Genomic DNA, 20,189 nt, shown 5'->3' with positions numbered 1-20,189 from the left:
AAATTTGTTTAAACATTATGACGAGAAACGTTTTGTTTCAGATTACTGCCACGTTCAATGATTACGCCAACGTTGGCCGCACGAGCCACCGCGCCAGGCTTGCTGACTTTAATCCGCACCCACGGAGAATTAAATTTTTGCAGCAGGAGATCGGCTATCTCTTCCGCCACCCGCTCGACCAGCGCAAAACGCCCGCCCTCAACGTGGTTGATAACCAACTCGCTGATATCAGCATAGCTCAGGCAATCGCTCACATCGTCGCTGGCGGCCGCTTTGCGGTTATCCCACGCCATTTCGATATCGAACACTAACTTCTGTTCGATGGTCTGTTCCCAGTCGTAAACACCGATAGTGGTGATTACCGAAAGTTGCTCTATAAATACAATATCCATCACGACCTGCCTGCTTTTTGGCTAAACCGGATACCACTTCCGGCGAATTATGCGTATTATCCACAGATGCAAAGACATCCCCTAAAGAATTCACGTGTCCTGACAGCGGCGACGCGGCAAGATTTCGGGAACATAGCAGCATCACTATGTAACCTATCGCGCAAAGAAAGCCAACAAACTGTTAACACGAAAATGGGTGGGGTTCTAACGACATTTTCAAAATGGAACAGCTGATGAGTGCAATCGCGCCTGGACTAGTTATCCTCGCCTACCTCTGCGGCTCAATTTCCAGCGCCATTCTGGTATGCCGTCTTGCTGGTTTGCCCGACCCTCGCGATAGCGGTTCCGGCAACCCTGGGGCGACGAACGTACTCCGAATTGGCGGCAAGGGAGCAGCCGTAACGGTATTAATTTTTGATGTCCTGAAAGGGATGCTGCCGGTTTGGGGCGCCTGGGCGCTCGGCTTGACGCCATTCTGGCTCGGGCTGGTGGCGATCGCCGCCTGCGTCGGCCATATCTGGCCGGTGTTCTTTAATTTCCGCGGCGGCAAAGGGGTGGCAACCGCATTTGGCGCTATCGCGCCCATCGGCTGGGATCTCACCGGCGTGATGGCTGGCACCTGGCTGCTGACTATTCTGCTCAGCGGGTATTCCTCGCTGGGCGCTATCGTCAGCGCGCTGGTCGCCCCTTTCTACGTCTGGTGGTTCAAGCCGCAGTACACCTTTCCGGTCTCGATGCTCTCCTGCCTGATCCTGCTACGCCATCACGACAACATCCAGCGCCTGTGGCGCCGTCAGGAAACGAAAATCTGGTCACGCTTTAAGAAGAAGAAAAAAACGCCAGAGCAGAAATAATCTCCACGCCCGGCCGCCTGTGCCGGGCTTCTTTGCCCCCACAAACGCATTCTATTTCCCACTTTTTTAGCCAATCATAGCGGCAAAAGAGAAAACCAAAGATAATCCTTTCACTACAATGACTTAGTTATGAGTTATAACCAAAAGTGATTTTTTCGTCCCCGCGTCGCTGTTTACTCTGAAGATCTTTATAAGAGAAAAAAGCACAACACCATGACTGATGTAATTAACGCGGCGCCAGCGGCAACCTCTGCGTCGCCCGGCGGGGAAGTAAAATGGATCGGCAGCGCGGCGGACGTCTCGCGCCTCATCAATGAAGGCAGCAGCGGGCGCAATAACGCGCGTATCGTCATGGGAATCGCCCTCGGCGGTATTTTCCTTGATGCCTACGATCTTGGCTCGCTGGCCTTCGGCCTGAAAGATATTACCCGGGAATTCAACCTGACGCCTGCCGGTACCGGGATGGTCGCCTCGGCCATCACCTTCGGCGCTATCGTTGGCGCGCTGCTCGGCGGTTACTTGACGGACAAAATTGGCCGCTATCGCGTGTTTATGGCGGATATGCTGTTCTTCGTGGTAGCGGCAATCGCCTGCGCGCTGGCGCCGAATGAATACGTCCTTACCGGCGCGCGCTTCGTGATGGGCCTCGGCGTCGGGATCGACCTGCCGGTGGCGATGGCGTTTCTCAGCGAATTCGCGAGGCTCAAAGGCCCCGGCAACAAGGCGGCCAGCGTGGCGATGTGGTGCCCAACGTGGTACGCGGCGATCAGCATTTCCTATCTGCTGGTACTCTTTTTTTATGCCGTCCTGCCGGAAAGCCATAGCGACTGGCTATGGCGGATTATTCTTGGTTTTGGCGCCATCCCGGCGCTGGTGATTATCGCTATCCGTAGCCGCTACATGAGCGAATCGCCGGTGTGGGCCGCCAACCAGGGCAACCTGCGTGAAGCTGCATCTATTCTACGCCAGGCGTACAACATCAATGCACACGTTGCCCAGGACGCGCTGGAAAAACCGGCGCCCAAAGTTCGTAGCGCCCAATGGAGTAACTATCTGCGCCTGTTCCGCGGCGTCTACCTGCGCCGCACCACGCTTTCTACCCTGCTGTCAGTGGTTTCCTCGTTTGCCTATAACGCCGTCGCGTTCGGTCTGCCGGTGATCATCTCCAGCTTCTTCGTGCAGTCAATGTTGACGACGATTTTGATTTCGCTGGCGCTGAATCTGCTGTTCGCTTTCGTGGGAGGGATACTGGCGGTACGCCTGGTACCGCGCTTCGGGGCGTGGCGGATGTCGCTGGCGGGTTATAGCTGCCAGCTGACGGCGCTGCTCGGCCTGGCGCTGATTGGCCGCCCTGATGGCGCAGGTGAAGGCGTCGCTGCCGTGGCGATGCTGGCGCTGTTCCTTTTCGGCCAGGGATTCGGCCCCGGCGCGCACACCATGACCTTCGCCTCGTTAAGCTATCCGACATCGCTGCGCGGCGTTGGCGTCGGGCTCAACCAGACGCTTATGCGCGGCAGCTCAACGCTTTCTTTATTCCTCTTCCCGCTGCTGGTCGCCGCGCTGGATACCCGCGTTTTCTGGATCATCGCCGCGGCGCCGCTGATTGGGCTATTGTCGCTGCTGGCGATACGCTGGGAGCCGTCAGGCTACGACATCGACGCCGAGGATTATCAGCAGCCTTAATCCACGCGTAAAAAAGCCGCCTCGATGGGCGGCTTTTGCTTGTAACAGGCTTATCAGGCGGCCGGCAGTTCCGCCAACGGCCAGCGCGGCCGCACGGTAACGCCGAGTCCGGCATTGGCGCCGCCCTGCAGGCGGACCATCCCGGCGTAAGCGATCATCGCGCCGTTATCGGTACAGAACTCAGGACGGGCATAAAACACTTCGCCGCCGCGTTTGCTCATCATTTCCGCCAGCTTCGCGCGCAGCGTACGGTTAGCGCTTACGCCCCCCGCCATCACCAGACGCTTAAAGCCGGTTTGCTCCAGCGCGCGGCGGCATTTAATCATCAGCGTATCGACCACCGCGTCTTCAAATGCGCGGGCGATATCGGCACGGGTTTGCTCATCGTCGCCGTTGTTACGAATGGTATTAGCGGCGAAGGTTTTCAGGCCGGAGAAGCTAAAATCGAGCCCCGGACGATCGGTCATTGGCCGCGGGAAAACGAAGCGGCCTTCCGTGCCCTGAGACGCCATTTTCGACAGCATCGGCCCGCCGGGATAATCCAGCCCCAACAGTTTCGCCGTCTTATCAAAGGCTTCGCCAGCGGCATCATCGATTGACTCGCCCAGCAGTTCATACTGACCAATGCCGGTGACGCTAATCAACTGGGTGTGACCGCCTGAAACCAGCAGAGCGACGAACGGGAACGCCGGCGGGTTATCTTCCAGCATCGGCGCCAGCAGGTGCCCTTCCATATGGTGTACCGGAATCGCCGGCACGTTCCAGGCGAACGCCAGCGAGCGGCCAACGGTCGCGCCGACCAGCAGCGCACCCACCAGGCCAGGGCCTGCCGTATAGGCAACGGCATCAATATCTTTCGCCGTCAGACCCGCTTCTTTAAGCGCCGCCTGAATCAGCGGAACGGTCTTACGCACGTGGTCGCGCGACGCCAGTTCAGGCACCACGCCGCCGTAGTCGGCGTGCAATTTCACCTGACTATACAGCTGGTTGGCTAACAGACCTTGTTTATCGTCGTAAATGGCGATGCCGGTTTCATCGCAGGATGTTTCAATTCCCAGTACACGCATGAGTTGTTTTACCTCGTTTCAATACCGCGCAGTGTAGGACCAATGACCGGCGATGTAAAACTTTGCTCACCCCTGGTGTTCTCTTCGTGTATACTCCTCACCCTTATAAAAGTCCCCTTTCAAAAAAGGCGCCGGTGCTTTACAAAGCAGCAGTAGTTGCAGTAAAATTCCGCACCATTTTGAAATAAGCTGGCATTGCGGCCAGCGGCAAACCGAATTAATCAAAGGTGAGAGGCACATGCCGGTAATTAAAGTACGTGAAAACGAGCCGTTCGACGTAGCTCTGCGTCGCTTCAAGCGTTCCTGCGAAAAAGCAGGTGTTCTGGCGGAAGTTCGTCGTCGTGAGTTCTATGAAAAACCGACTACCGAACGTAAGCGCGCTAAAGCTTCTGCAGTGAAACGTCACGCGAAGAAACTGGCTCGCGAAAACGCACGCCGCACTCGTCTGTACTAATCTGTTGAGAGCGAAGCTCTCAATTCAGACCGAGTTGTAGTTGTAAGGCCGTGCTTCCGAAAGGAATGCGCGGCTTATTTTCGTTTATGCATTAGCAGATACACGAGATCGTTCAAACTGTCTTCAGGCAATACATCGAGGCCGTTTGCAGGATGCAGTGTATAGATTACGGGGCATATGGCTGGACGAATCCCACGCGTATTTATCAATGACCTGCTGGCGCGCACCGACATCATCGATCTGATCGATGCTCGGGTGAAGCTGAAAAAGCAGGGCAAGAATTATCACGCGTGTTGTCCATTCCATAACGAAAAAACCCCCTCCTTCACCGTCAACGGTGAAAAGCAGTTTTACCATTGCTTCGGCTGCGGTGCGCACGGCAACGCCATCGACTTCCTGATGAACTACGACAAGCTCGAGTTCGTCGAAACCGTCGAAGAGCTGGCCGCCATGCACAACCTTGAAGTGCCCTATGAAGCAGGTAATGGACCGAGCCAGATAGAACGGCATCAGCGGCAAAATCTCTATCAGCTGCTGGACGGTCTGAACACGTTTTACCAACAGTCTCTGAACCAACCCGCCGCCGAACCCGCGCGCCAGTATCTGGCAAAACGCGGCTTAAGCAGCGAGGTGATTACCCGCTTCGCAATAGGCTTCGCTCCCCCAGGCTGGGATAACGTTTTAAAACGTTTTGGCGGCAATCAGGAAAACCGCCAGTCGCTTATTGATGCGGGCATGCTGGTCACCAACGATCAGGGGCGCAGTTACGACCGCTTCCGCGAACGGGTGATGTTCCCGATTCGCGATAAGCGAGGCCGGGTGATTGGTTTTGGCGGGCGCGTGCTGGGCGATGCGCTGCCAAAATACCTGAACTCCCCGGAGACCGATATTTTCCATAAAGGCCGCCAGCTGTACGGCCTGTATGAAGCGCAGCAGGATAACGCCGAACCTCAGCGTCTGCTGGTGGTCGAAGGCTATATGGACGTCGTCGCGCTGGCGCAGTACGGCATTAATTATGCCGTGGCCTCGCTGGGCACCTCGACGACCGCCGACCACATTCAGCTGTTGTTCCGGGCGACCAATCAGGTCATCTGCTGTTACGACGGCGACCGGGCTGGCCGCGACGCGGCATGGCGCGCGCTGGAAACGGCGCTACCGTATATGACCGATGGCCGCCAGCTACGCTTTATGTTTTTACCTGACGGCGAAGACCCGGATACGCTGGTGCGTAAAGAGGGCAAAGAGGCGTTTGAAGCGCGGATGGAGCAGGCTCAGCCGCTCTCCACGTTTTTGTTTAATAGCCTGATGCCGCAGGTCGACCTGAGCACTCCGGACGGGCGCGCGCAGCTGAGCACGCTGGCGCTGCCGCTGATAACCCAGGTGCCGGGCGAAACGCTGCGCATCTATTTGCGTCAGGAGCTGGGCAACAAACTGGGCATTCTGGATGACGCCCAGCTTGAACGTTTAATGCCGAAACAGGCGGAAAATAGCGCTCCGCGCCCGGCGCCGCAGCTAAAACGCACGACCATGCGTATACTTATAGGGTTACTGGTGCAGAACCCCGATCTGGCGCCGCTGGTTCCGCCCTTAGCCGGTCTGGATCAGCAAAAGATGCCAGGGCTTGGTTTATTCAGCGAACTGGTCAATACGTGTCTGGCGCAGCCAGGTCTGACCACCGGGCAACTTTTAGAGCAGTATCGCGGGACAAATGAAGCGGCAACCCTTGAAAAACTGTCGATGTGGGACGATATAGCAGATAAGGATATCGCTGAACAAACCTTCACCGACTCGCTCAACCATATGTTTGACTCACTGCTGGAACTGCGACAAGAAGAGTTGATAGCTCGCGATCGCACACATGGTTTAAGCAGTGAGGAGCGCCGGGAACTCTGGACTATCAGCCAGGAACTGGCCAAAAAATGAATTTAACGGCTTAAGTGCCGAATATCGCTCGGGAAGCCCCCGACAGCCGCGCTGAGGCGCAGCGGCAATAATATAAGTACGCCCTCGCTTTAAATGTTGGCAGTTCGTCTGCCTGCACCAATCAAACGAATTAAGTGTGGATACCGTCTTATGGAGCAAAACCCGCAGTCACAGCTGAAGCTTCTTGTCCAACGTGGTAAGGAGCAAGGCTATCTGACCTATGCCGAGGTCAATGACCATCTGCCGGAAGATATCGTCGACTCCGATCAGATCGAAGACATCATCCAAATGATCAACGACATGGGTATTCAGGTGATGGAAGAAGCACCGGATGCCGATGATCTGCTGCTTGCTGAAACCTCCAATAATACCGATGAAGACGCGGAAGAAGCGGCGGCCCAGGTGCTGTCGAGCGTTGAATCTGAAATTGGCCGTACGACCGACCCGGTGCGCATGTACATGCGCGAAATGGGTACCGTTGAACTGCTGACCCGCGAAGGCGAAATCGACATCGCTAAACGCATCGAAGACGGGATCAACCAGGTCCAGTGCTCCGTTGCGGAATATCCGGAAGCTATCACCTATCTGCTGGAGCAGTACGACCGCGTTGAAGCTGAAGAAGCTCGCCTGTCTGACCTGATCACCGGCTTCGTCGATCCGAACGCTGAAGAAGATATGGCGCCGACCGCCACTCACGTCGGTTCCGAGCTGTCTCAGGAAGAGATGGACGACGACGAAGATGAAGAAGAAGATGACGACGACGACAACAGCGATGACGATAACAGCATCGACCCGGAGCTGGCCCGCGAGAAATTCGCCGAGCTGCGCACCCAGTATGAGCTGACTCGCGACACCATCAAAGCGAAAGGTCGCAGCCACGCCGCCGCGCAGGAAGAGATCCTCAAGCTGTCCGAGGTCTTCAAACAGTTCCGCCTGGTACCGAAACAGTTCGATTACCTGGTCAACAGCATGCGCAGCATGATGGATCGCGTTCGTACTCAAGAACGTATCATCATGAAGCTGTGCGTTGAACAGTGCAAAATGCCGAAGAAAAACTTCATCACCCTGTTCACCGGCAACGAAACCAGCGAAACCTGGTTCAACGCCGCCGTGGCGATGAACAAGCCGTGGTCCGAGAAGCTGCATGACGTTAAAGAAGACGTTCAGCGCGGCCTGCAGAAACTGCAGCAGATTGAAGAAGAAACCGGCCTGACCATCGAGCAGGTTAAAGATATCAACCGTCGCATGTCCATCGGCGAAGCGAAAGCCCGCCGTGCGAAGAAAGAGATGGTTGAAGCGAACTTACGTCTGGTTATTTCTATCGCCAAGAAATACACCAACCGCGGTCTGCAGTTCCTCGACCTGATTCAGGAAGGCAACATCGGTCTGATGAAAGCGGTAGATAAGTTTGAATACCGTCGTGGTTACAAGTTCTCCACCTATGCGACCTGGTGGATCCGTCAGGCTATCACCCGCTCCATCGCGGATCAGGCGCGCACCATCCGTATTCCGGTGCATATGATTGAGACTATCAACAAGCTCAACCGTATCTCCCGCCAGATGCTGCAGGAAATGGGCCGCGAGCCGACGCCGGAAGAACTAGCCGAGCGCATGCTGATGCCGGAAGACAAAATCCGTAAGGTGCTGAAAATCGCCAAAGAGCCGATCTCCATGGAAACGCCGATCGGCGACGATGAAGATTCGCATCTGGGTGACTTCATCGAGGATACCACCCTCGAGCTGCCGCTGGATTCTGCGACCACCGAGAGCCTGCGTGCGGCAACGCACGACGTGCTGGCGGGCCTTACCGCTCGTGAAGCGAAAGTGCTGCGTATGCGTTTCGGTATCGACATGAACACCGACCACACGCTGGAAGAAGTGGGTAAACAGTTCGACGTTACCCGCGAACGTATTCGTCAGATCGAAGCGAAGGCGCTGCGTAAACTGCGCCACCCAAGCCGTTCTGAAGTGCTGCGTAGCTTCCTCGACGATTAATCGTCGCGCTGCAAAGAGAGTAAAAAGCTCCCCGCGGGGAGCTTTTTTTATGCCTGCGATTCGGGCGCCATCACCGCCCTCGCCCCGCCAGCGCCTCATCCAGTTCGCGATAGGCTTCAACCAGCTTGTCCAGCGTCGCCCGGTTTAAACCGCTGGGATTGGGCAGCACCCAGATTTCAGTTTCACCGATGGTCGCCTCCTGGCGTCCCCACTTCGCGCCACGTACCCTGAACGCCTGCTCATAGGCCTGCTTGCCGAGCACCGCCAGCGCCTGCGGCTGATAGTCCTGGATTTTGCTTATTAGCTCCTGCGCGCCATTGCGCAGTTCCAACAGGGCAACCTCGCTGGCCTGCACCGTCGGCCGCTCAACCAGCATGGTGATACCGCAGCCGGTATCCAACAGATGCTGCTCCTCTTCCGGCTTCAGCTGCCGCTCGGTGAACCCCGCCTGGTGAATGACCTTCCAGAATCGATTGCCGGGATGGGCAAAATGAAACCCCGTATGCGCGGAGGACTTCCCCGGATTGATGCCGCAAAAGACCACCCGTAGCCCCGGCGCCAGGATATCGCTAATCATAATTTCTCCGGCTGAATGACTAAAAAGCTGATTATAAAGGATTGAAAATGCATTGTTTATAAAAACAGCAGCCGAGCGCTTTACGCTGGATTGCAGCGTGCAGTTACATTATAATCCCTCGCCACGGCCCCTTAGCTCAGTGGTTAGAGCAGGCGACTCATAATCGCTTGGTCGTTGGTTCAAACCCAACAGGGGCCACCAAATAAAACAAGGGCTTAGATAAGAAATTATCTAAGCCCTTGTTCTTTCCCGTTGTTTAAGTCGGGTATAGAATCGCCTTCTCGCCCTTTTCATCTCGTGATCTGCCCCCTCTGACAATGGTGTAAATCTGTGATACTGCACCGAGCCACGACAGACAAAGAGCATTCGATTCAAAGTGCCACACCCGCCAGAACCCCCGCTCATTGCAATCGCGTTTCCCTGGGAGAAATCATTACACGGTTCATCTTCAGTAGGAACGAGTTCGACTAACGACATTATGCTGATTAATACCTGATAAGATATTTTTAAGCAATCTGAGTGCCACATCTTTCGCTAACAAGTTTCATTTTAATAAAAACAGATTGCGGTATAACCCACCAACAATAAAAGGTGGTCTATTTCTTGTTTCAAATATCAAGGTATTATCCCCATGAGAGATTTAAAGAGATAAATAAAAAAATCGCATCAGAAGAACATCTAACATTAACGCTGCATTACTTGACAAAAAACCAGATAAGTCAATAATTAACAGATGCACATCACAATTAACCATGGAAAGAAAATGATTACAGCAAATAACATTGCTTTACTGTTCGATGATACTGTCCCTACTCAGTATTTATTTTCTTTAGCTAAGGACATCCCACTTCCGCAGAGGCTATCATGGTTATATATAATTTCGAACATCAGAGAAAGTAGATTATTAGATGAATATGAAAACACATTGAGTAAACATAACTCCCAAGCAAAAAATAAAAAATTTGATAAAATCTATGCGAACACCGAACAAACGTTAAACCTCTGTGGTGGTACCGTAGACCGATCATTACTGGCAAAAGATATTGTCGACATCACCCACCTTATCGCGCAAAAAATTCACTGGGACGATCTGCAGTTTTTGCCAGAACATCCGCACTATATGCGTGCCGAATATCTTGAGGCTACGCTACAGAAAGTGAAATCCGTTGAGGACGTGTGCCTGGCTCTTAATATTAACTGCATAGACTGTAGACCTGACAGCGCAACCATCGAGATTAACCAAGCGCGTGTCGATATTATAACGGATAGCGATAACTACGCCGACCTCCGTCTCGACGATAAACAGCGAAGCGCGAGTATTGCGCTTAATGCCCCTGACTTTACCAGCCTGACACCGAGCGAAGCTCTTGAGCTAGCGCATGAAATTGGCCACTGTCGTAACCACCTATTCAGCCCCTATCCCAGCGGAGATTTTGCGCTTCCTTTCTGGGATACCGAACTGCCGGCCTTTGAAGAAGAGTGGCGCTTATGTACAGCGTTGGATCCCCACATAAGCCTGCAAGCATGGTCTCTCGAAGCCATTAAGCAATCCGTTTTCGCTCTTTTTCCGCTTCTGGCTCCTGAAAACGGTATAGAGCGGGCGTTTCGATATGCCCTGGAGCACAATCCCATTTATTGCAACAGCGCGAAAACACCAGAATGGCTACTGGAAAAAACATCTCTTTTCGTCTGGACTGGAGTCCCTTACGTGCAATATTTCCTCAGCCTCGCACATCTCATTTTACGCCATAGTCCCAAGGATGAGCAGCTTGCGAAATTATTATCGCGCAGCTATTCACGTTTTACGCTGCGGCTTCCTTCTGCTGGCATATCATAACGTTATCACTCAGTGCGGGCATTGCGAGCCATTTCTCCATCTCCTCGCCCGCGTCCAGCACAAAGCTGTCATCAAATAATCTGCCGACGAGTTGCATCCCCAGGGGCAATCCATCCTCCGTCAGCCCCAGCGGCAGGCTCAGTGCAGGATTCCCCGTCACGTTAAAGGGAATTGTCTGCGTTGGTACGACATGGCTAGCCGGTGGCCAATCCTGTGAAAATTCATTGAAGTGCGGTGCGGCCCGCAGCGTGCCGGGAAACAGCAACAATGAATAGCGCGAAAATAATTCAGCATTCAGCCAGCCAGTCAGTTCCGTACGTAAACGCAACGCATCCAATAGCTCAGTTGCCGAAATTGTTGCACCGGGGAGGATCCGCTGATAGGTGAAACGACCGTATTCAGCTCCTCGTGTGCGCAGATTGTGCTGATGGATAGCAAAAGATTCGGCAGCCATGATAATTCGCCCACAGGCATTAAACAGAGAAAAATCCTTAAATTTCACCTCTTCGACCTGTGCTCCCGCGTCAACCAGAAATCCGACCGCCCGATCCATCGCAGCGATCAGTGCCGGGTCGGTATGTGGGTTATCCGTTAACAGATGTCGTGGCCAGGCTATGCGGTGACTGGGCCATGTCACCGCTCGGGGAGATAAATCCAGTTTACGGCTGTTGGTCGTCGGGTCGGCCGGGTCATATCCGGCAATCGCCTGTAAAACCCTACGGCTATCATCGCTAAAACGCGTTAAGGGCCCACAATGATCCAGCGTCCATGATAGGGGGAATACACCTGCCCGGGAGACGACTCCATAGGTTGGTTTAAACCCAACGATACCGCATAAACAGGCGGGGCCGCGTATTGAACCGCTGGTATCCGAACCAAGAGCGATGGGAACCAACCCCGCAGCGACTGCAGCGCCCGCCCCCGACGAAGATGCTCCGGTAAAATGTGCCGTATTCCAGGGATTGCGCGCAGGAGGAAAAGGAAGCTCAATACTCGGGCCGCCCAGAGCAAACTCATGCGTCGCCAGTTTGCCTAAATATACTGCGCCGGAGGCAGCCAGTCGGGACTCCACGGTACTACTGCGCGTCGCACGATGTTGCAACATCAAATACGAATGACAGGTTGTCGGCTCACCCTCAACGTCAAAAATATCTTTTAGGGCATAAGGTATGCCCGTTAAGGGACTACACGGCCCTCCCTTAGTCAGGATATCATCGGCGCGACGTGCGCAGCGGTATGCGCGCTCCCTATCAACCTGTATAAATGCGTGTAGAGTTGGATTAAAGCGTTCAATACGTTCCAGGAAGTACTCCGTCAACGCCACTGAAGTCAGTAACTTCTGCTGCAACTGCCGCGACAACTCGGCCAACGAAAGAAGATGAAGAGCCTTATTCACGGGTTGCCTCATAATGGTGGACGATATCTTCAGGGAAAAAGCCGTTAGCAGGCTCAGTCTGATCAAAGCGGCAAGAACTAATCCGCTCCACAGCATGACGAAGTTCAATAACGCACTGTAACGTGCCCGCTCGCCAGGCCTCAGGCACATCGATGTTCTCTTTCACCATACAACATTCAAAAAGCTGTTGTGGATCCATAATTTTCGCCCCCCGGAATGTGATTTGCTCTGCAGACCTGAAAATAATCAGAGGAATCAAAAAGTGAGAATAGTAATGCAGCCACCTCATCAGAGAGTGGCAAACCTATCGTGTTAGCCGATTCATGCACTAACGTCTCCCTCCGGCATCCATTAGCCCCAATAGCACAAAGATGCAGAAGCGCAAGGTAACGTTTATCCCGTGAAATCAATGTTTCTATCGACTGTCGCAGCGGTTTGTCCAACCGCTGGATAAGGCCCCTGAGGTTAAGCGGCCCCTCCCAGCGCCCCACCAAGCCGCCATCCTCAGGAGCCGGCTCTTGACGATGAGGCAAAATCTGTTCTGGACGTAGCGCCTGCAGTTGCATAATTAGCGCCAACGCTACAGCAACCGCACGCTTCATCTCTACACCGGAGACCTTATCCGGCAAATCTGCCGCGGTATGATTGAACCGATCGTTGATGTGGCAAAGCTGAACCGCAGGGCAGTTACGCTGCGCATCGCTATGGTTCATAAACAGTGCGTGATCGGAAAAACCGTGGAAAGGCATGCTAAGCCAGGAACCAGGATACCCGGCGGTCAGGGCAAAAACGTTCTGCATCAGCATTTTTGCCATCTCTCCCAGTGGGGAGGTTAAGCTGTCTGGAGGGAGCTCAACACACATTGGCGCCCCGCATCGCTCAGGGTCTTCACCCACCATATCCAGATTAATTACCGCAATCGGTCCCGGCAGGTGACGCCTTTTATACTGCATCGCCGCCACGCCAAGAAATTCAGGCCCCCAGATGAAGCGAATAGGATAACGCAACGCCCCGGACGTTTTTATCAAACACTGCACCAGTCTCGCCACTTCAAGCGAGGCGCTCACCCCGGATGCATTATCGTTCGCCCCCGCGCGGGAATGGCATAGGTGTGCAGTTACCCAGATCTCCCGCACCTCCGTCTTACCAGGAATTGAGGCACTCACTACGGGCATGGAGGCATCATCATCAATCACGATCTCGACATACGCCTCAGTTTCGGCGCAAGCCAGGTCTCGTAGCTCTTCCGGAAGCACGCTAAACGCAAATAATTCGCAACCTGGCGGCAGCTCAAGGCGGCCACGCCAGTAACGGCCGCTATCGGGATCAAAACGGGCAAAGGCATCGGTCACAAATCCCGCCGCGCCCCGTTGCTTCAGACTCGCCAACAGACCAGCAGGTTGATAGTCCGACGCGGGGATAAGGACAACTTTCCCGTTGAGATCGTTTACCTCATCAAAGAAAACCATGGGATACTGTCCACACGCCGCCGCTGAATAGGTGGCCAAAGTAAAAGGTTTGCTCCGGTGGTCTAGTACACAGGATGGGGGAAACAGAGACAACGTCGCTTTTAGTGGCGTCCAAGCCACAGGGGCCTGGAAATCCCACCAGCTTCGGGAGCCATTAGCAGTGAAGTGGTGGACTGTCGCATCGCACATCCCCTTCTCTTTTGCTACGCGAGAGATAAATGTCGCCGCAGACATAATGCCTTGAGAAGCCTGATAACGATCGAACTCACCAAGCCCATGGATAATATCGAACATCTCCGTTTCATTACCGTTGCTCAGCGCCCATTTAAGCCATTTCTGCGTCATGCTTTGCCTCACGGTTAATAATTATCTGACAATTTTTCCTGCATCCTGAGCACGTTGGAGGCCACTAACACTATCGAACCTGACACAAACAGCCCTCCCATCACTCCCAATACCACACCTGTCGAAACCTGATTACCCCAGAGCGCATAAAGCGTTAGTGATACCGGGATGAACATTTTGAAGATGCTGCCGGTGATACCATTAATTTTGCCGAGATCGTCAGCCGGGGCCACCACCAGCCTGTAGGTTCGAACGCAGACAATATAGAGAGAGAAAAGAAAAGATTCGCAAAACAACATTGCGCCTAAGGTTACAGGCGTAACGTGAAGGCTGGTGAAGAGGTAGGCAAGCCCAATTAGAGGAATACTGTAGGCCAGCACCCGTATGACCCCCACGCGTTGCTCAATATGTTCCGACAGCCACGATCCGCTTATAGCGCCCAAACCACCAACTGCGAAAAGTAACCCGACCTGAAAATCGGTGAAGGTAAATGTCGACTTCGCACAGTACATCACCACGACTTCCGAGACGACAATCACAGCATTAGCAAAGGCCGTCCACCACGATAAAACCCAAAGATTACGCAATCGATAGAGGGCTCGAAAGCCGTATATAACATCGGGTATAAACGGTTTTTTCCCCCTTGCTGGCGGACGTCGGAAAGTCATTATGCCAAGCAACAGGGCGACAGACAGCAGCACCCAAGAAAAATGCAGCGCCTGGGTATAACTTAATACCAGCAATAAAGCGCCAATTATGGCGGGTCCTGCGCTTTCCATGACATTAGTCACCATATTCGTATAGCGGTTATAGGTGATTAGTCTGTTATCAGGTAAAGCAGTTCGGGACTGGACGATGAGCGAGTTATTTGCGAAATACGTCATCCCCATTAGCACGAATACCAGAAGGAAAAGCAAATGTGGCGATGGAGCGCCATACCACGCCAGCACCGCCAACACCGCTGTCTGCCCCAGAGTCCCTAACGTAAAACCGCGACGGCTGCCGACTCTATCCACCAGCGCACCAATAATGAATCCTAAAACCATAAAAGGTAGGTATTCAAACATGCGTACATAGCTCATCAAATCATTGGACTGAGTCTGCTGAAATGCCCATAACGGCAAAATAAAGTTACTTATTTTCTCGGCAACAGCTTTCAGCATTGTAATAATTATCAGTAAGGTCATGACAAAGAACGGTCCTTCAAAAAGCGAGCTACAAACGCGCGATCTTCCATAAACACGGGTAAATCAACCTTACCGAGTAATTCGCTTACCTCCTGCCGCCAGGGCGCCTCAGGGAGTGACTGGCAGACCGTGCGTAAAAAAGCAAAAAAGCGTCCCTCTCCGTCGAGCATGGCGATCCGTCCGCGCGTAACAATTGCCCGTTGCTGAAAATTTAGCGGCGTTTCGATGCCTTCCAGCAGCGTCATTTTTTTCCATACACTACGCAAATCAACCAGTGGATCCGCGTTCATCGCAATGCCAAGGCTGATCATCTGAAACATCATTGATTGATACATAACCGCTCCTCCACCGCCTGTTCGTCACGATAAAACGTATAGATTTCATCCTGCATGTCATAAAAAAGGAAATTGAGATATGACATATCATCCAGAATTTCGTTTTGCTGCTCGTGAGTAAGCAGAGAGATTTCCGAGAAATAGTGGCGTGAAAAATTGGCGTGATCGCCCTGAACATTAATGCGGGCATGCGCCAGATGACTGTCACGTATCCGACGAAAACCAGGGATATCGGGAATTCGCTCGGAGAACATCAGCATATCTTCATCATCACCTTCATAGAAAAACAGGCTGGCAAAAAACGAGTGAGGACGACGAAAAGCAATATCCTTGAGAAAATCCATATAGGCTTGCGTTGAGGGGAGCGGTTGCGAGGCAAACACTTGGCTGTCATTCCATGGCGTATCCTGAAAAGCTTTGGCCATAATACGCTCATGAAATAGCTCTTCTTTAACAAAATCCCGGGCAAGCGCAGCAAGTGCTGGAGAGAAGTTGTGCCCAAGAATACCAATCAGCGAGGTGATGGCCAGTCGGGTGACGTGAAAATATTCCAGCGTCCAGCCCAACAGCAGGGCTCGGTGCTTTTCAGGTTCCAGCAGCGCCAGCGCAAGCGGAGTTTCCCCCCGCTCTAACAACCATTTATTATTAACTATATTAAACAGATGGTTATAAAAAGCATTTCCGGTACTCCCCAATTCGCTGACGGGAGCAAAACTACCGGTATGTTCAAAAACAAGATTGTTTTCTATGAGATATTCACAAAAAGGGGTTTGATCCCGCTCGGCGCACCCTTTTTTGACTAATGCATCAGCCAATTGCTGTGCAGAAATATATTGAACTTCATCATCAAAACTTATTTCGAACACCTGCTCAAACACATAAAATAAAAAAACATGACCACAAAACTTTATTTTCACATCGGAGGGTAAATAGATCATCAGCAGCCCCTAATGAAAGGCAACAACGATAAGATTCAGTAATAATTAATGGCACAAATCCCTGTGCCACTAATTCGCGTCATTAACAATTACAACGCGGCACCACCACGACGTACTTTCTTCAGTTTCTTCGTATTCATAATGACTCTCCTTAATTAACATTCAGGTTTATGCATTACGCTCCGCTCATTCACAGATTTGAGAACGAACAGGAGTTTAGTCTTATCACAGCGATAACAATTGTCAAATAAAAAGTTACTAACAAGTATCATTTTTTATGATGAAAAAACGATGAAGTCGCGGAGATTGCAGCATGGCCTGCAACAATGGTCATCACAGAAGATGACACATCGATACTAAGTAGTAACATTCTTGCTTGACAAAGTAGTCGACAGAGATATAACTATTCTTGCTACGTAAATGTTGAGCGATTGTTTCTCATATGTAGCCTAACCGGTATTCCACTTTCAAATGAGGACGTGAGAATGAAAACTGCTTTAAAACAAAATCCAAGTAATAATTTCAACCTGAAAAATGAAGCTGTAAATCTGATCGTACATGGCGCACATCATCAGTATGCCGACCTGTCCGTCAATGAGCTGGAATCAATGCGTGCTAATCGCGCATTTATTCCGGCTTCACGGCATGGGATTGAAACTATTTGCGGTGCCAGCTGCGAAACCGGCGCACAGTAAAAACCAAGGCCACATTCCCATGTGGCCTTACTTTCATCATACATCTTTAACCAATAATCTAATAATCCTATAACGACTTACTATTCAGGGTAATGCGAGGTGATGCAATGTCAGCAAAGTTATCTTTAAATTCAGAGGGACCTGCAATCTCGGTTGTCACGGCACATGGACGCCAGCAACTCATCAGTAATAAAGATGAGCGCTTAATTGACGTCCTCAACCGTAATAATGTTCCGTGGTCTGCAGTCTCTATCTACCAGCGTAATGAAGATGACGAAACGCTACACCTCTGCTCTGGCCTGGAAAAGAGCATGTCTGAGTTTAACGCTGATGAACTATTGCTTTATTTCAATCGTAACGTAAATCCTTTTAAATTCTCGCCAGAGAATTTTCGCATCGTGCCGGCATCAGAGGACGAGCAACAGTCGACGGAATACATCTATCAGGATTTACAAAACAGCGACTCCAGCGCCCAAAGTTATCTGAAAAAACTGACGCCGGAAGAGTGTCAGTCGATTATTGCCCAGCGGGTTGCTGATACCATTAAAGAGAATTTGCCGGAAGGGGCTCATCTGGTGGTGGGGGTCAGCGGTGGCGGTGACAGTAATGCCATGCTGCACGGTCTGAGCCTCATCCGCGACTATGTGCATATTCATCCCGTCATCATTATGGGGATCCCTGATTGGGATAAAGGCGTGCCGCGCGCCAAAGCGCTGTGTGAAAAATATCAGCTCGACCTTAAAGTTTTTGACGAAACAGAAGTTAAATCCCTGCTAGGTATTCCTTCCGACGGCGAAAGCCTTATTGATCGTTTTGAGCGACATTTTGTCGGTGACGACTTTGAATTCCTCGGAACATTGCTGATTCGTCTCTCTCTGACTCGCTATGCGCGAGAGTTGAATACCACCTTCATCAGCACCGGTCTGAATCTGGAAGATGTGCTGTGTGAAAATCTCTATCGCGTGACGACCGGATTAAAGCCAGCTTCCAGTCCTGCTCGTAAAATTGGCGATATGACACTGGTAATGCCCCTTTGGATGTGCCCGAAACGGATCATTGACGGCTGTTTCCCTAAATACTCCCTCGACAATTACGAAGCGCGTTACCCCTGCTTCTCCCTGGGGCGCAATCTGTACTACAGCGTCATTTATACGCTGCAATCGAGCTACCCGGGATTTCCGGAGCAAATGGCCAGAGGACTATCTCTGCTGGCAGAACAGAATCCAGTGGAGTACCACCTGGATGAACAGCTCGGCTTTTATGTAGAACGATTGGTTCCACTGGCGCTACGCCATCAGTTTAAAAAAATGCTCAATGATGCCCAGGGGGTCAGCCTGGACGAGCAGGCAGAGGACATTCTGCGTACGCAGCGTTAATCCCGGCCCCGGCGCACTGCGCCGGGACAACACCAGCCTGAGGTATTTATGTTAATTAACTTATTGGGTTGCGACGGCTGCGGAAAATCAACCCAGTTGCGTCAGGTTATCCCGTGGCTGGAAGCCCACTATTCTCAGCCAGTCCGGTCAATTTCGAAAAAAGATGCGTTGAACATCACCGCCATCCCTGAAGCTCGCTATTTTGGCTGCGACTACCATACCCTGATGTTCGATATCCTGCCTGAAATGCGTGGAGCAAGCCGGGCTCTGTTTATCTTTAATCTGCTTGCTATACCGCTTTGCCATCAGCCGGTACAAAACGATGAGATTGTGATTCTGGATGGTGGCTGGCAAAAACATGTCGCCACCGAGATGGCATTGGGTCTTGATGAGCAATGGTTGACTAATCTGGCCGACATTTTCCCTAAACCCGACCTGACGATATTCCTCGACGTGGATCCGGATACCATCCTCGAATGGCGTAGGCAAAAAAATGGCACTCATGCTCCCTACGAGTGCGGGAACCAATCAAACTGCAGCGACGCCCTTTTTCTGGAACAAATGAACAAGGTATACCGAATTTTGCTCAGGCAGAGCCGGGAACAAAATTGGACACGAATCGACGGTAAAAAAACTACGACGGAGGTGTTTCAGGCGATTACCCAAACCATCACTGCAACCTTCGAACCCGCACGTTGAAAATTATTATTTGATCAGGAGCCAATTATGGAAATAGAAGTCTCTTTGAGCGGCGAACTCCCCGACGCGCGCATTTATGAGGAAGTCTCTGCCGTAGGTCTATTGAGGGGCGAGTATATTTTTCGCCGCGCCGGAAAATACCTGACGGCTCCCGATGGACGACAGCTCATGGAAGAATATATCGAAAATATTCTGCGAACTTTTCCGGACAAGGATGTTTGGTACCGTTTTATCGACGCGCCAGCAAATGAAATTAATATGCTGGAAGGCTATGACGAGTATGTATTAGAAGAGTTTCCAACTATCGGGTTGCGCGGAATGCGCCGTGCAATGGAGCTGCCACGAACCTTCGATCTGGAATTTGATGTGGTTACTACGCTCGCCAGGAAGCATAAAAACTTGCACATCATGTTTCCCTACATCTGCGAAATGTCAGAAATCGAATTTGGCATGGATTATGTGCGCCGCTTCAGCTTCCCCAACAAAGTGTCATGCATGATGGAAACCCCTGCCGCCCTTTGGCATGCCAAAGATATCCAGCGGCTCGGTCTGGAAAACTTTTTGGTTGGCATGAATGATTTGAGTAGTCTGGTTGTAGGCGCCAGCCGAGGTAGTGGTTTTGATCGCCATAACCATCCCGCCATTATCGGCATGCTTAAGACGCTGCGCCAAACGCTAAGCGACAGCCGTCTCAGCATTGCGGGGTACATGAAGCCCGAATTTCTGGAAATTGCCAAACAAACTGGAATGGATGCCATTACCGTGCATTACTCCTCCTTCCCGGCCTTTTTTGGCGACCGTTTTTCTGAGTACCAGGATATGGACTTTATGCTGAACTTTAAAAAACAGGATAACCGCAAGCGCCTAAGATTATGGGCCCAGTCTCTGCTAGATGTTGCTAATGATACCAGTTCAATGACGATTCAAGGCCTGCACTGGCATAAAAAAGCCAAATCATAATGGATGG

Annotated in this window: 19 protein-coding genes and 1 tRNA gene; 11 read left to right on the top strand and 9 right to left on the bottom strand. The window is 51.9% G+C overall.

The window, feature by feature from the left end:
* Positions 1-8: 8 nt before the first annotated feature.
* Positions 9-392, bottom strand: a complete 384-nt coding sequence (gene folB / locus ABLV17_RS03770; protein WP_020077905.1) for a bifunctional dihydroneopterin aldolase/7,8-dihydroneopterin epimerase — start codon at positions 390-392, stop codon at positions 9-11.
* A 233-nt stretch (positions 393-625) separates the two neighbouring features.
* On the opposite strand from folB, the gene plsY reads away from it, so the two are divergent.
* A complete protein-coding gene (gene plsY, locus ABLV17_RS03765) occupies positions 626-1,246 on the top strand; it encodes a glycerol-3-phosphate 1-O-acyltransferase PlsY (protein WP_015703522.1) in 621 nt (206 codons plus the stop codon).
* A 213-nt stretch (positions 1,247-1,459) separates the two neighbouring features.
* Positions 1,460-2,929, top strand: coding sequence for an MFS transporter (locus ABLV17_RS03760; RefSeq protein ID WP_308957741.1), 1,470 nt, complete (start codon positions 1,460-1,462; stop codon positions 2,927-2,929).
* A 53-nt stretch (positions 2,930-2,982) separates the two neighbouring features.
* Here the strand turns inward: ABLV17_RS03760 and tsaD are convergent, their stop codons facing one another.
* Positions 2,983-3,996, bottom strand: a complete 1,014-nt coding sequence (gene tsaD, locus ABLV17_RS03755) for a tRNA (adenosine(37)-N6)-threonylcarbamoyltransferase complex transferase subunit TsaD (protein ID WP_032712539.1) — start codon at positions 3,994-3,996, stop codon at positions 2,983-2,985.
* Positions 3,997-4,234: 238 nt separating this feature from the next.
* On the opposite strand from tsaD, the gene rpsU reads away from it, so the two are divergent.
* The 3 genes from rpsU (at position 4,235) to rpoD (ending at position 8,368) form a co-directional block, all read left to right on the top strand.
* Positions 4,235-4,450, top strand: a complete 216-nt coding sequence (gene rpsU, locus ABLV17_RS03750; protein ID WP_001144069.1) for a 30S ribosomal protein S21 — start codon at positions 4,235-4,237, stop codon at positions 4,448-4,450.
* A 177-nt stretch (positions 4,451-4,627) separates the two neighbouring features.
* On the top strand, positions 4,628-6,373 hold the full coding sequence (gene dnaG, locus ABLV17_RS03745; protein ID WP_045392225.1) for a DNA primase: 1,746 nt from the start codon (positions 4,628-4,630) through the stop codon (positions 6,371-6,373).
* Between the two features lie 150 nt (positions 6,374-6,523).
* Entirely contained in the window at positions 6,524-8,368 is a 1,845-nt protein-coding gene (gene rpoD, locus ABLV17_RS03740; protein ID WP_015369628.1) for an RNA polymerase sigma factor RpoD, read from the top strand.
* A gap of 70 nt (positions 8,369-8,438) precedes the next feature.
* Here rpoD and mug read toward each other — a convergent pair whose 3' ends face one another.
* Positions 8,439-8,945, bottom strand: a complete 507-nt coding sequence (mug, locus tag ABLV17_RS03735; RefSeq protein WP_049056296.1) for a G/U mismatch-specific DNA glycosylase — start codon at positions 8,943-8,945, stop codon at positions 8,439-8,441.
* Between the two features lie 125 nt (positions 8,946-9,070).
* Here mug and ABLV17_RS03730 point away from each other — a divergent pair.
* Together ABLV17_RS03730 and ABLV17_RS03725 are read left to right on the top strand one after the other, a co-directional pair.
* Positions 9,071-9,146 (top strand) — tRNA-Ile (locus ABLV17_RS03730).
* Positions 9,147-9,708: 562 nt separating this feature from the next.
* A complete protein-coding gene (locus tag ABLV17_RS03725; protein WP_213316625.1) occupies positions 9,709-10,782 on the top strand; it encodes a hypothetical protein in 1,074 nt (357 codons plus the stop codon).
* On the opposite strand, the gene ABLV17_RS03720 is transcribed toward ABLV17_RS03725, so the two are convergent.
* The 6 genes from ABLV17_RS03720 to ABLV17_RS03695 are packed head-to-tail and all read right to left on the bottom strand — an operon-like array spanning position 10,748 to position 16,452.
* A complete protein-coding gene (locus tag ABLV17_RS03720) occupies positions 10,748-12,178 on the bottom strand; it encodes an amidase (RefSeq protein WP_213793615.1) in 1,431 nt (476 codons plus the stop codon). The genes ABLV17_RS03725 and ABLV17_RS03720 overlap by 35 nt on opposite strands.
* Positions 12,171-12,377, bottom strand: coding sequence for a hypothetical protein (locus tag ABLV17_RS03715; protein ID WP_213316627.1), 207 nt, complete (start codon positions 12,375-12,377; stop codon positions 12,171-12,173). Before ABLV17_RS03715 ends, ABLV17_RS03720 begins: the two co-directional genes overlap by 8 nt.
* Complete coding sequence (locus tag ABLV17_RS03710; protein WP_271032102.1) at positions 12,355-13,992, bottom strand: M28 family peptidase; 1,638 nt, start codon at positions 13,990-13,992, stop codon at positions 12,355-12,357. The genes ABLV17_RS03715 and ABLV17_RS03710 overlap by 23 nt, the downstream gene beginning before the upstream one ends.
* Before the next feature lie 14 nt (positions 13,993-14,006).
* Positions 14,007-15,179 (bottom strand): MFS transporter, encoded by a 1,173-nt coding sequence (locus tag ABLV17_RS03705; RefSeq protein ID WP_213316629.1) that lies wholly within the window; start codon positions 15,177-15,179, stop codon positions 14,007-14,009.
* A complete protein-coding gene (locus ABLV17_RS03700; protein ID WP_213316630.1) occupies positions 15,176-15,514 on the bottom strand; it encodes a hypothetical protein in 339 nt (112 codons plus the stop codon). The genes ABLV17_RS03705 and ABLV17_RS03700 overlap by 4 nt, the downstream gene beginning before the upstream one ends.
* Positions 15,499-16,452: a hypothetical protein gene (locus tag ABLV17_RS03695; RefSeq protein WP_213316631.1), complete on the bottom strand. Its 954-nt coding sequence runs from the start codon at positions 16,450-16,452 to the stop codon at positions 15,499-15,501. Before ABLV17_RS03695 ends, ABLV17_RS03700 begins: the two co-directional genes overlap by 16 nt.
* A 485-nt stretch (positions 16,453-16,937) precedes the next feature.
* Here ABLV17_RS03695 and ABLV17_RS03690 point away from each other — a divergent pair, with 485 nt between their 5' ends.
* From ABLV17_RS03690 to ABLV17_RS03675, 4 genes are all read left to right on the top strand, one after another.
* Positions 16,938-17,147 carry a hypothetical protein gene (locus tag ABLV17_RS03690; RefSeq protein WP_213316632.1) on the top strand — a complete coding sequence of 70 codons (210 nt, stop codon included), beginning with the start codon at positions 16,938-16,940 and terminating at the stop codon, positions 17,145-17,147.
* Positions 17,148-17,254: 107 nt separating this feature from the next.
* On the top strand, positions 17,255-18,523 hold the full coding sequence (locus ABLV17_RS03685; RefSeq protein ID WP_213316633.1) for a hypothetical protein: 1,269 nt from the start codon (positions 17,255-17,257) through the stop codon (positions 18,521-18,523).
* A gap of 48 nt (positions 18,524-18,571) precedes the next feature.
* Entirely contained in the window at positions 18,572-19,222 is a 651-nt protein-coding gene (locus ABLV17_RS03680; RefSeq protein ID WP_213316634.1) for a dTMP kinase, read from the top strand.
* A gap of 27 nt (positions 19,223-19,249) precedes the next feature.
* Positions 19,250-20,182 carry a putative PEP-binding protein gene (locus tag ABLV17_RS03675; protein ID WP_213316635.1) on the top strand — a complete coding sequence of 311 codons (933 nt, stop codon included), beginning with the start codon at positions 19,250-19,252 and terminating at the stop codon, positions 20,180-20,182.
* The last annotated feature ends 7 nt before the right edge of the window (positions 20,183-20,189 follow it).

The sequence above is a fragment of the Klebsiella sp. CN_Kp091 genome, assembly GCF_040065095.1.
Lineage (GTDB): Bacteria > Pseudomonadota > Gammaproteobacteria > Enterobacterales > Enterobacteriaceae > Klebsiella > Klebsiella aerogenes.
This window is presented reverse-complemented; position numbering and strand designations above follow the sequence as displayed.

Bases quoted from the DNA above. Each gene is read 5' to 3' on its own strand.
- ABLV17_RS03700 (WP_213316630.1), bottom strand. From the start codon at position 15,514: ATGTATCAATCAATGATGTTTCAGATGATCAGCCTTGGCATTGCGATG.
- dnaG (WP_045392225.1), top strand. From the start codon at position 4,628: ATGGCTGGACGAATCCCACGCGTATTTATCAATGACCTGCTGGCGCGC.
- plsY (WP_015703522.1), top strand. From the start codon at position 626: ATGAGTGCAATCGCGCCTGGACTAGTTATCCTCGCCTACCTCTGCGGC.
- rpsU (WP_001144069.1), top strand. From the start codon at position 4,235: ATGCCGGTAATTAAAGTACGTGAAAACGAGCCGTTCGACGTAGCTCTG.
- ABLV17_RS03675 (WP_213316635.1), top strand. From the start codon at position 19,250: ATGGAAATAGAAGTCTCTTTGAGCGGCGAACTCCCCGACGCGCGCATT.
- ABLV17_RS03710 (WP_271032102.1), bottom strand. From the start codon at position 13,992: ATGACGCAGAAATGGCTTAAATGGGCGCTGAGCAACGGTAATGAAACG.
- ABLV17_RS03705 (WP_213316629.1), bottom strand. From the start codon at position 15,179: ATGACCTTACTGATAATTATTACAATGCTGAAAGCTGTTGCCGAGAAA.
- tsaD (WP_032712539.1), bottom strand. From the start codon at position 3,996: ATGCGTGTACTGGGAATTGAAACATCCTGCGATGAAACCGGCATCGCC.
- ABLV17_RS03680 (WP_213316634.1), top strand. From the start codon at position 18,572: ATGTTAATTAACTTATTGGGTTGCGACGGCTGCGGAAAATCAACCCAG.
- folB (WP_020077905.1), bottom strand. From the start codon at position 392: ATGGATATTGTATTTATAGAGCAACTTTCGGTAATCACCACTATCGGT.
- ABLV17_RS03685 (WP_213316633.1), top strand. From the start codon at position 17,255: ATGTCAGCAAAGTTATCTTTAAATTCAGAGGGACCTGCAATCTCGGTT.
- ABLV17_RS03725 (WP_213316625.1), top strand. From the start codon at position 9,709: ATGATTACAGCAAATAACATTGCTTTACTGTTCGATGATACTGTCCCT.
- ABLV17_RS03695 (WP_213316631.1), bottom strand. From the start codon at position 16,452: ATGATCTATTTACCCTCCGATGTGAAAATAAAGTTTTGTGGTCATGTT.
- ABLV17_RS03715 (WP_213316627.1), bottom strand. From the start codon at position 12,377: ATGGATCCACAACAGCTTTTTGAATGTTGTATGGTGAAAGAGAACATC.
- ABLV17_RS03690 (WP_213316632.1), top strand. From the start codon at position 16,938: ATGAAAACTGCTTTAAAACAAAATCCAAGTAATAATTTCAACCTGAAA.
- ABLV17_RS03760 (WP_308957741.1), top strand. From the start codon at position 1,460: ATGACTGATGTAATTAACGCGGCGCCAGCGGCAACCTCTGCGTCGCCC.
- rpoD (WP_015369628.1), top strand. From the start codon at position 6,524: ATGGAGCAAAACCCGCAGTCACAGCTGAAGCTTCTTGTCCAACGTGGT.
- mug (WP_049056296.1), bottom strand. From the start codon at position 8,945: ATGATTAGCGATATCCTGGCGCCGGGGCTACGGGTGGTCTTTTGCGGC.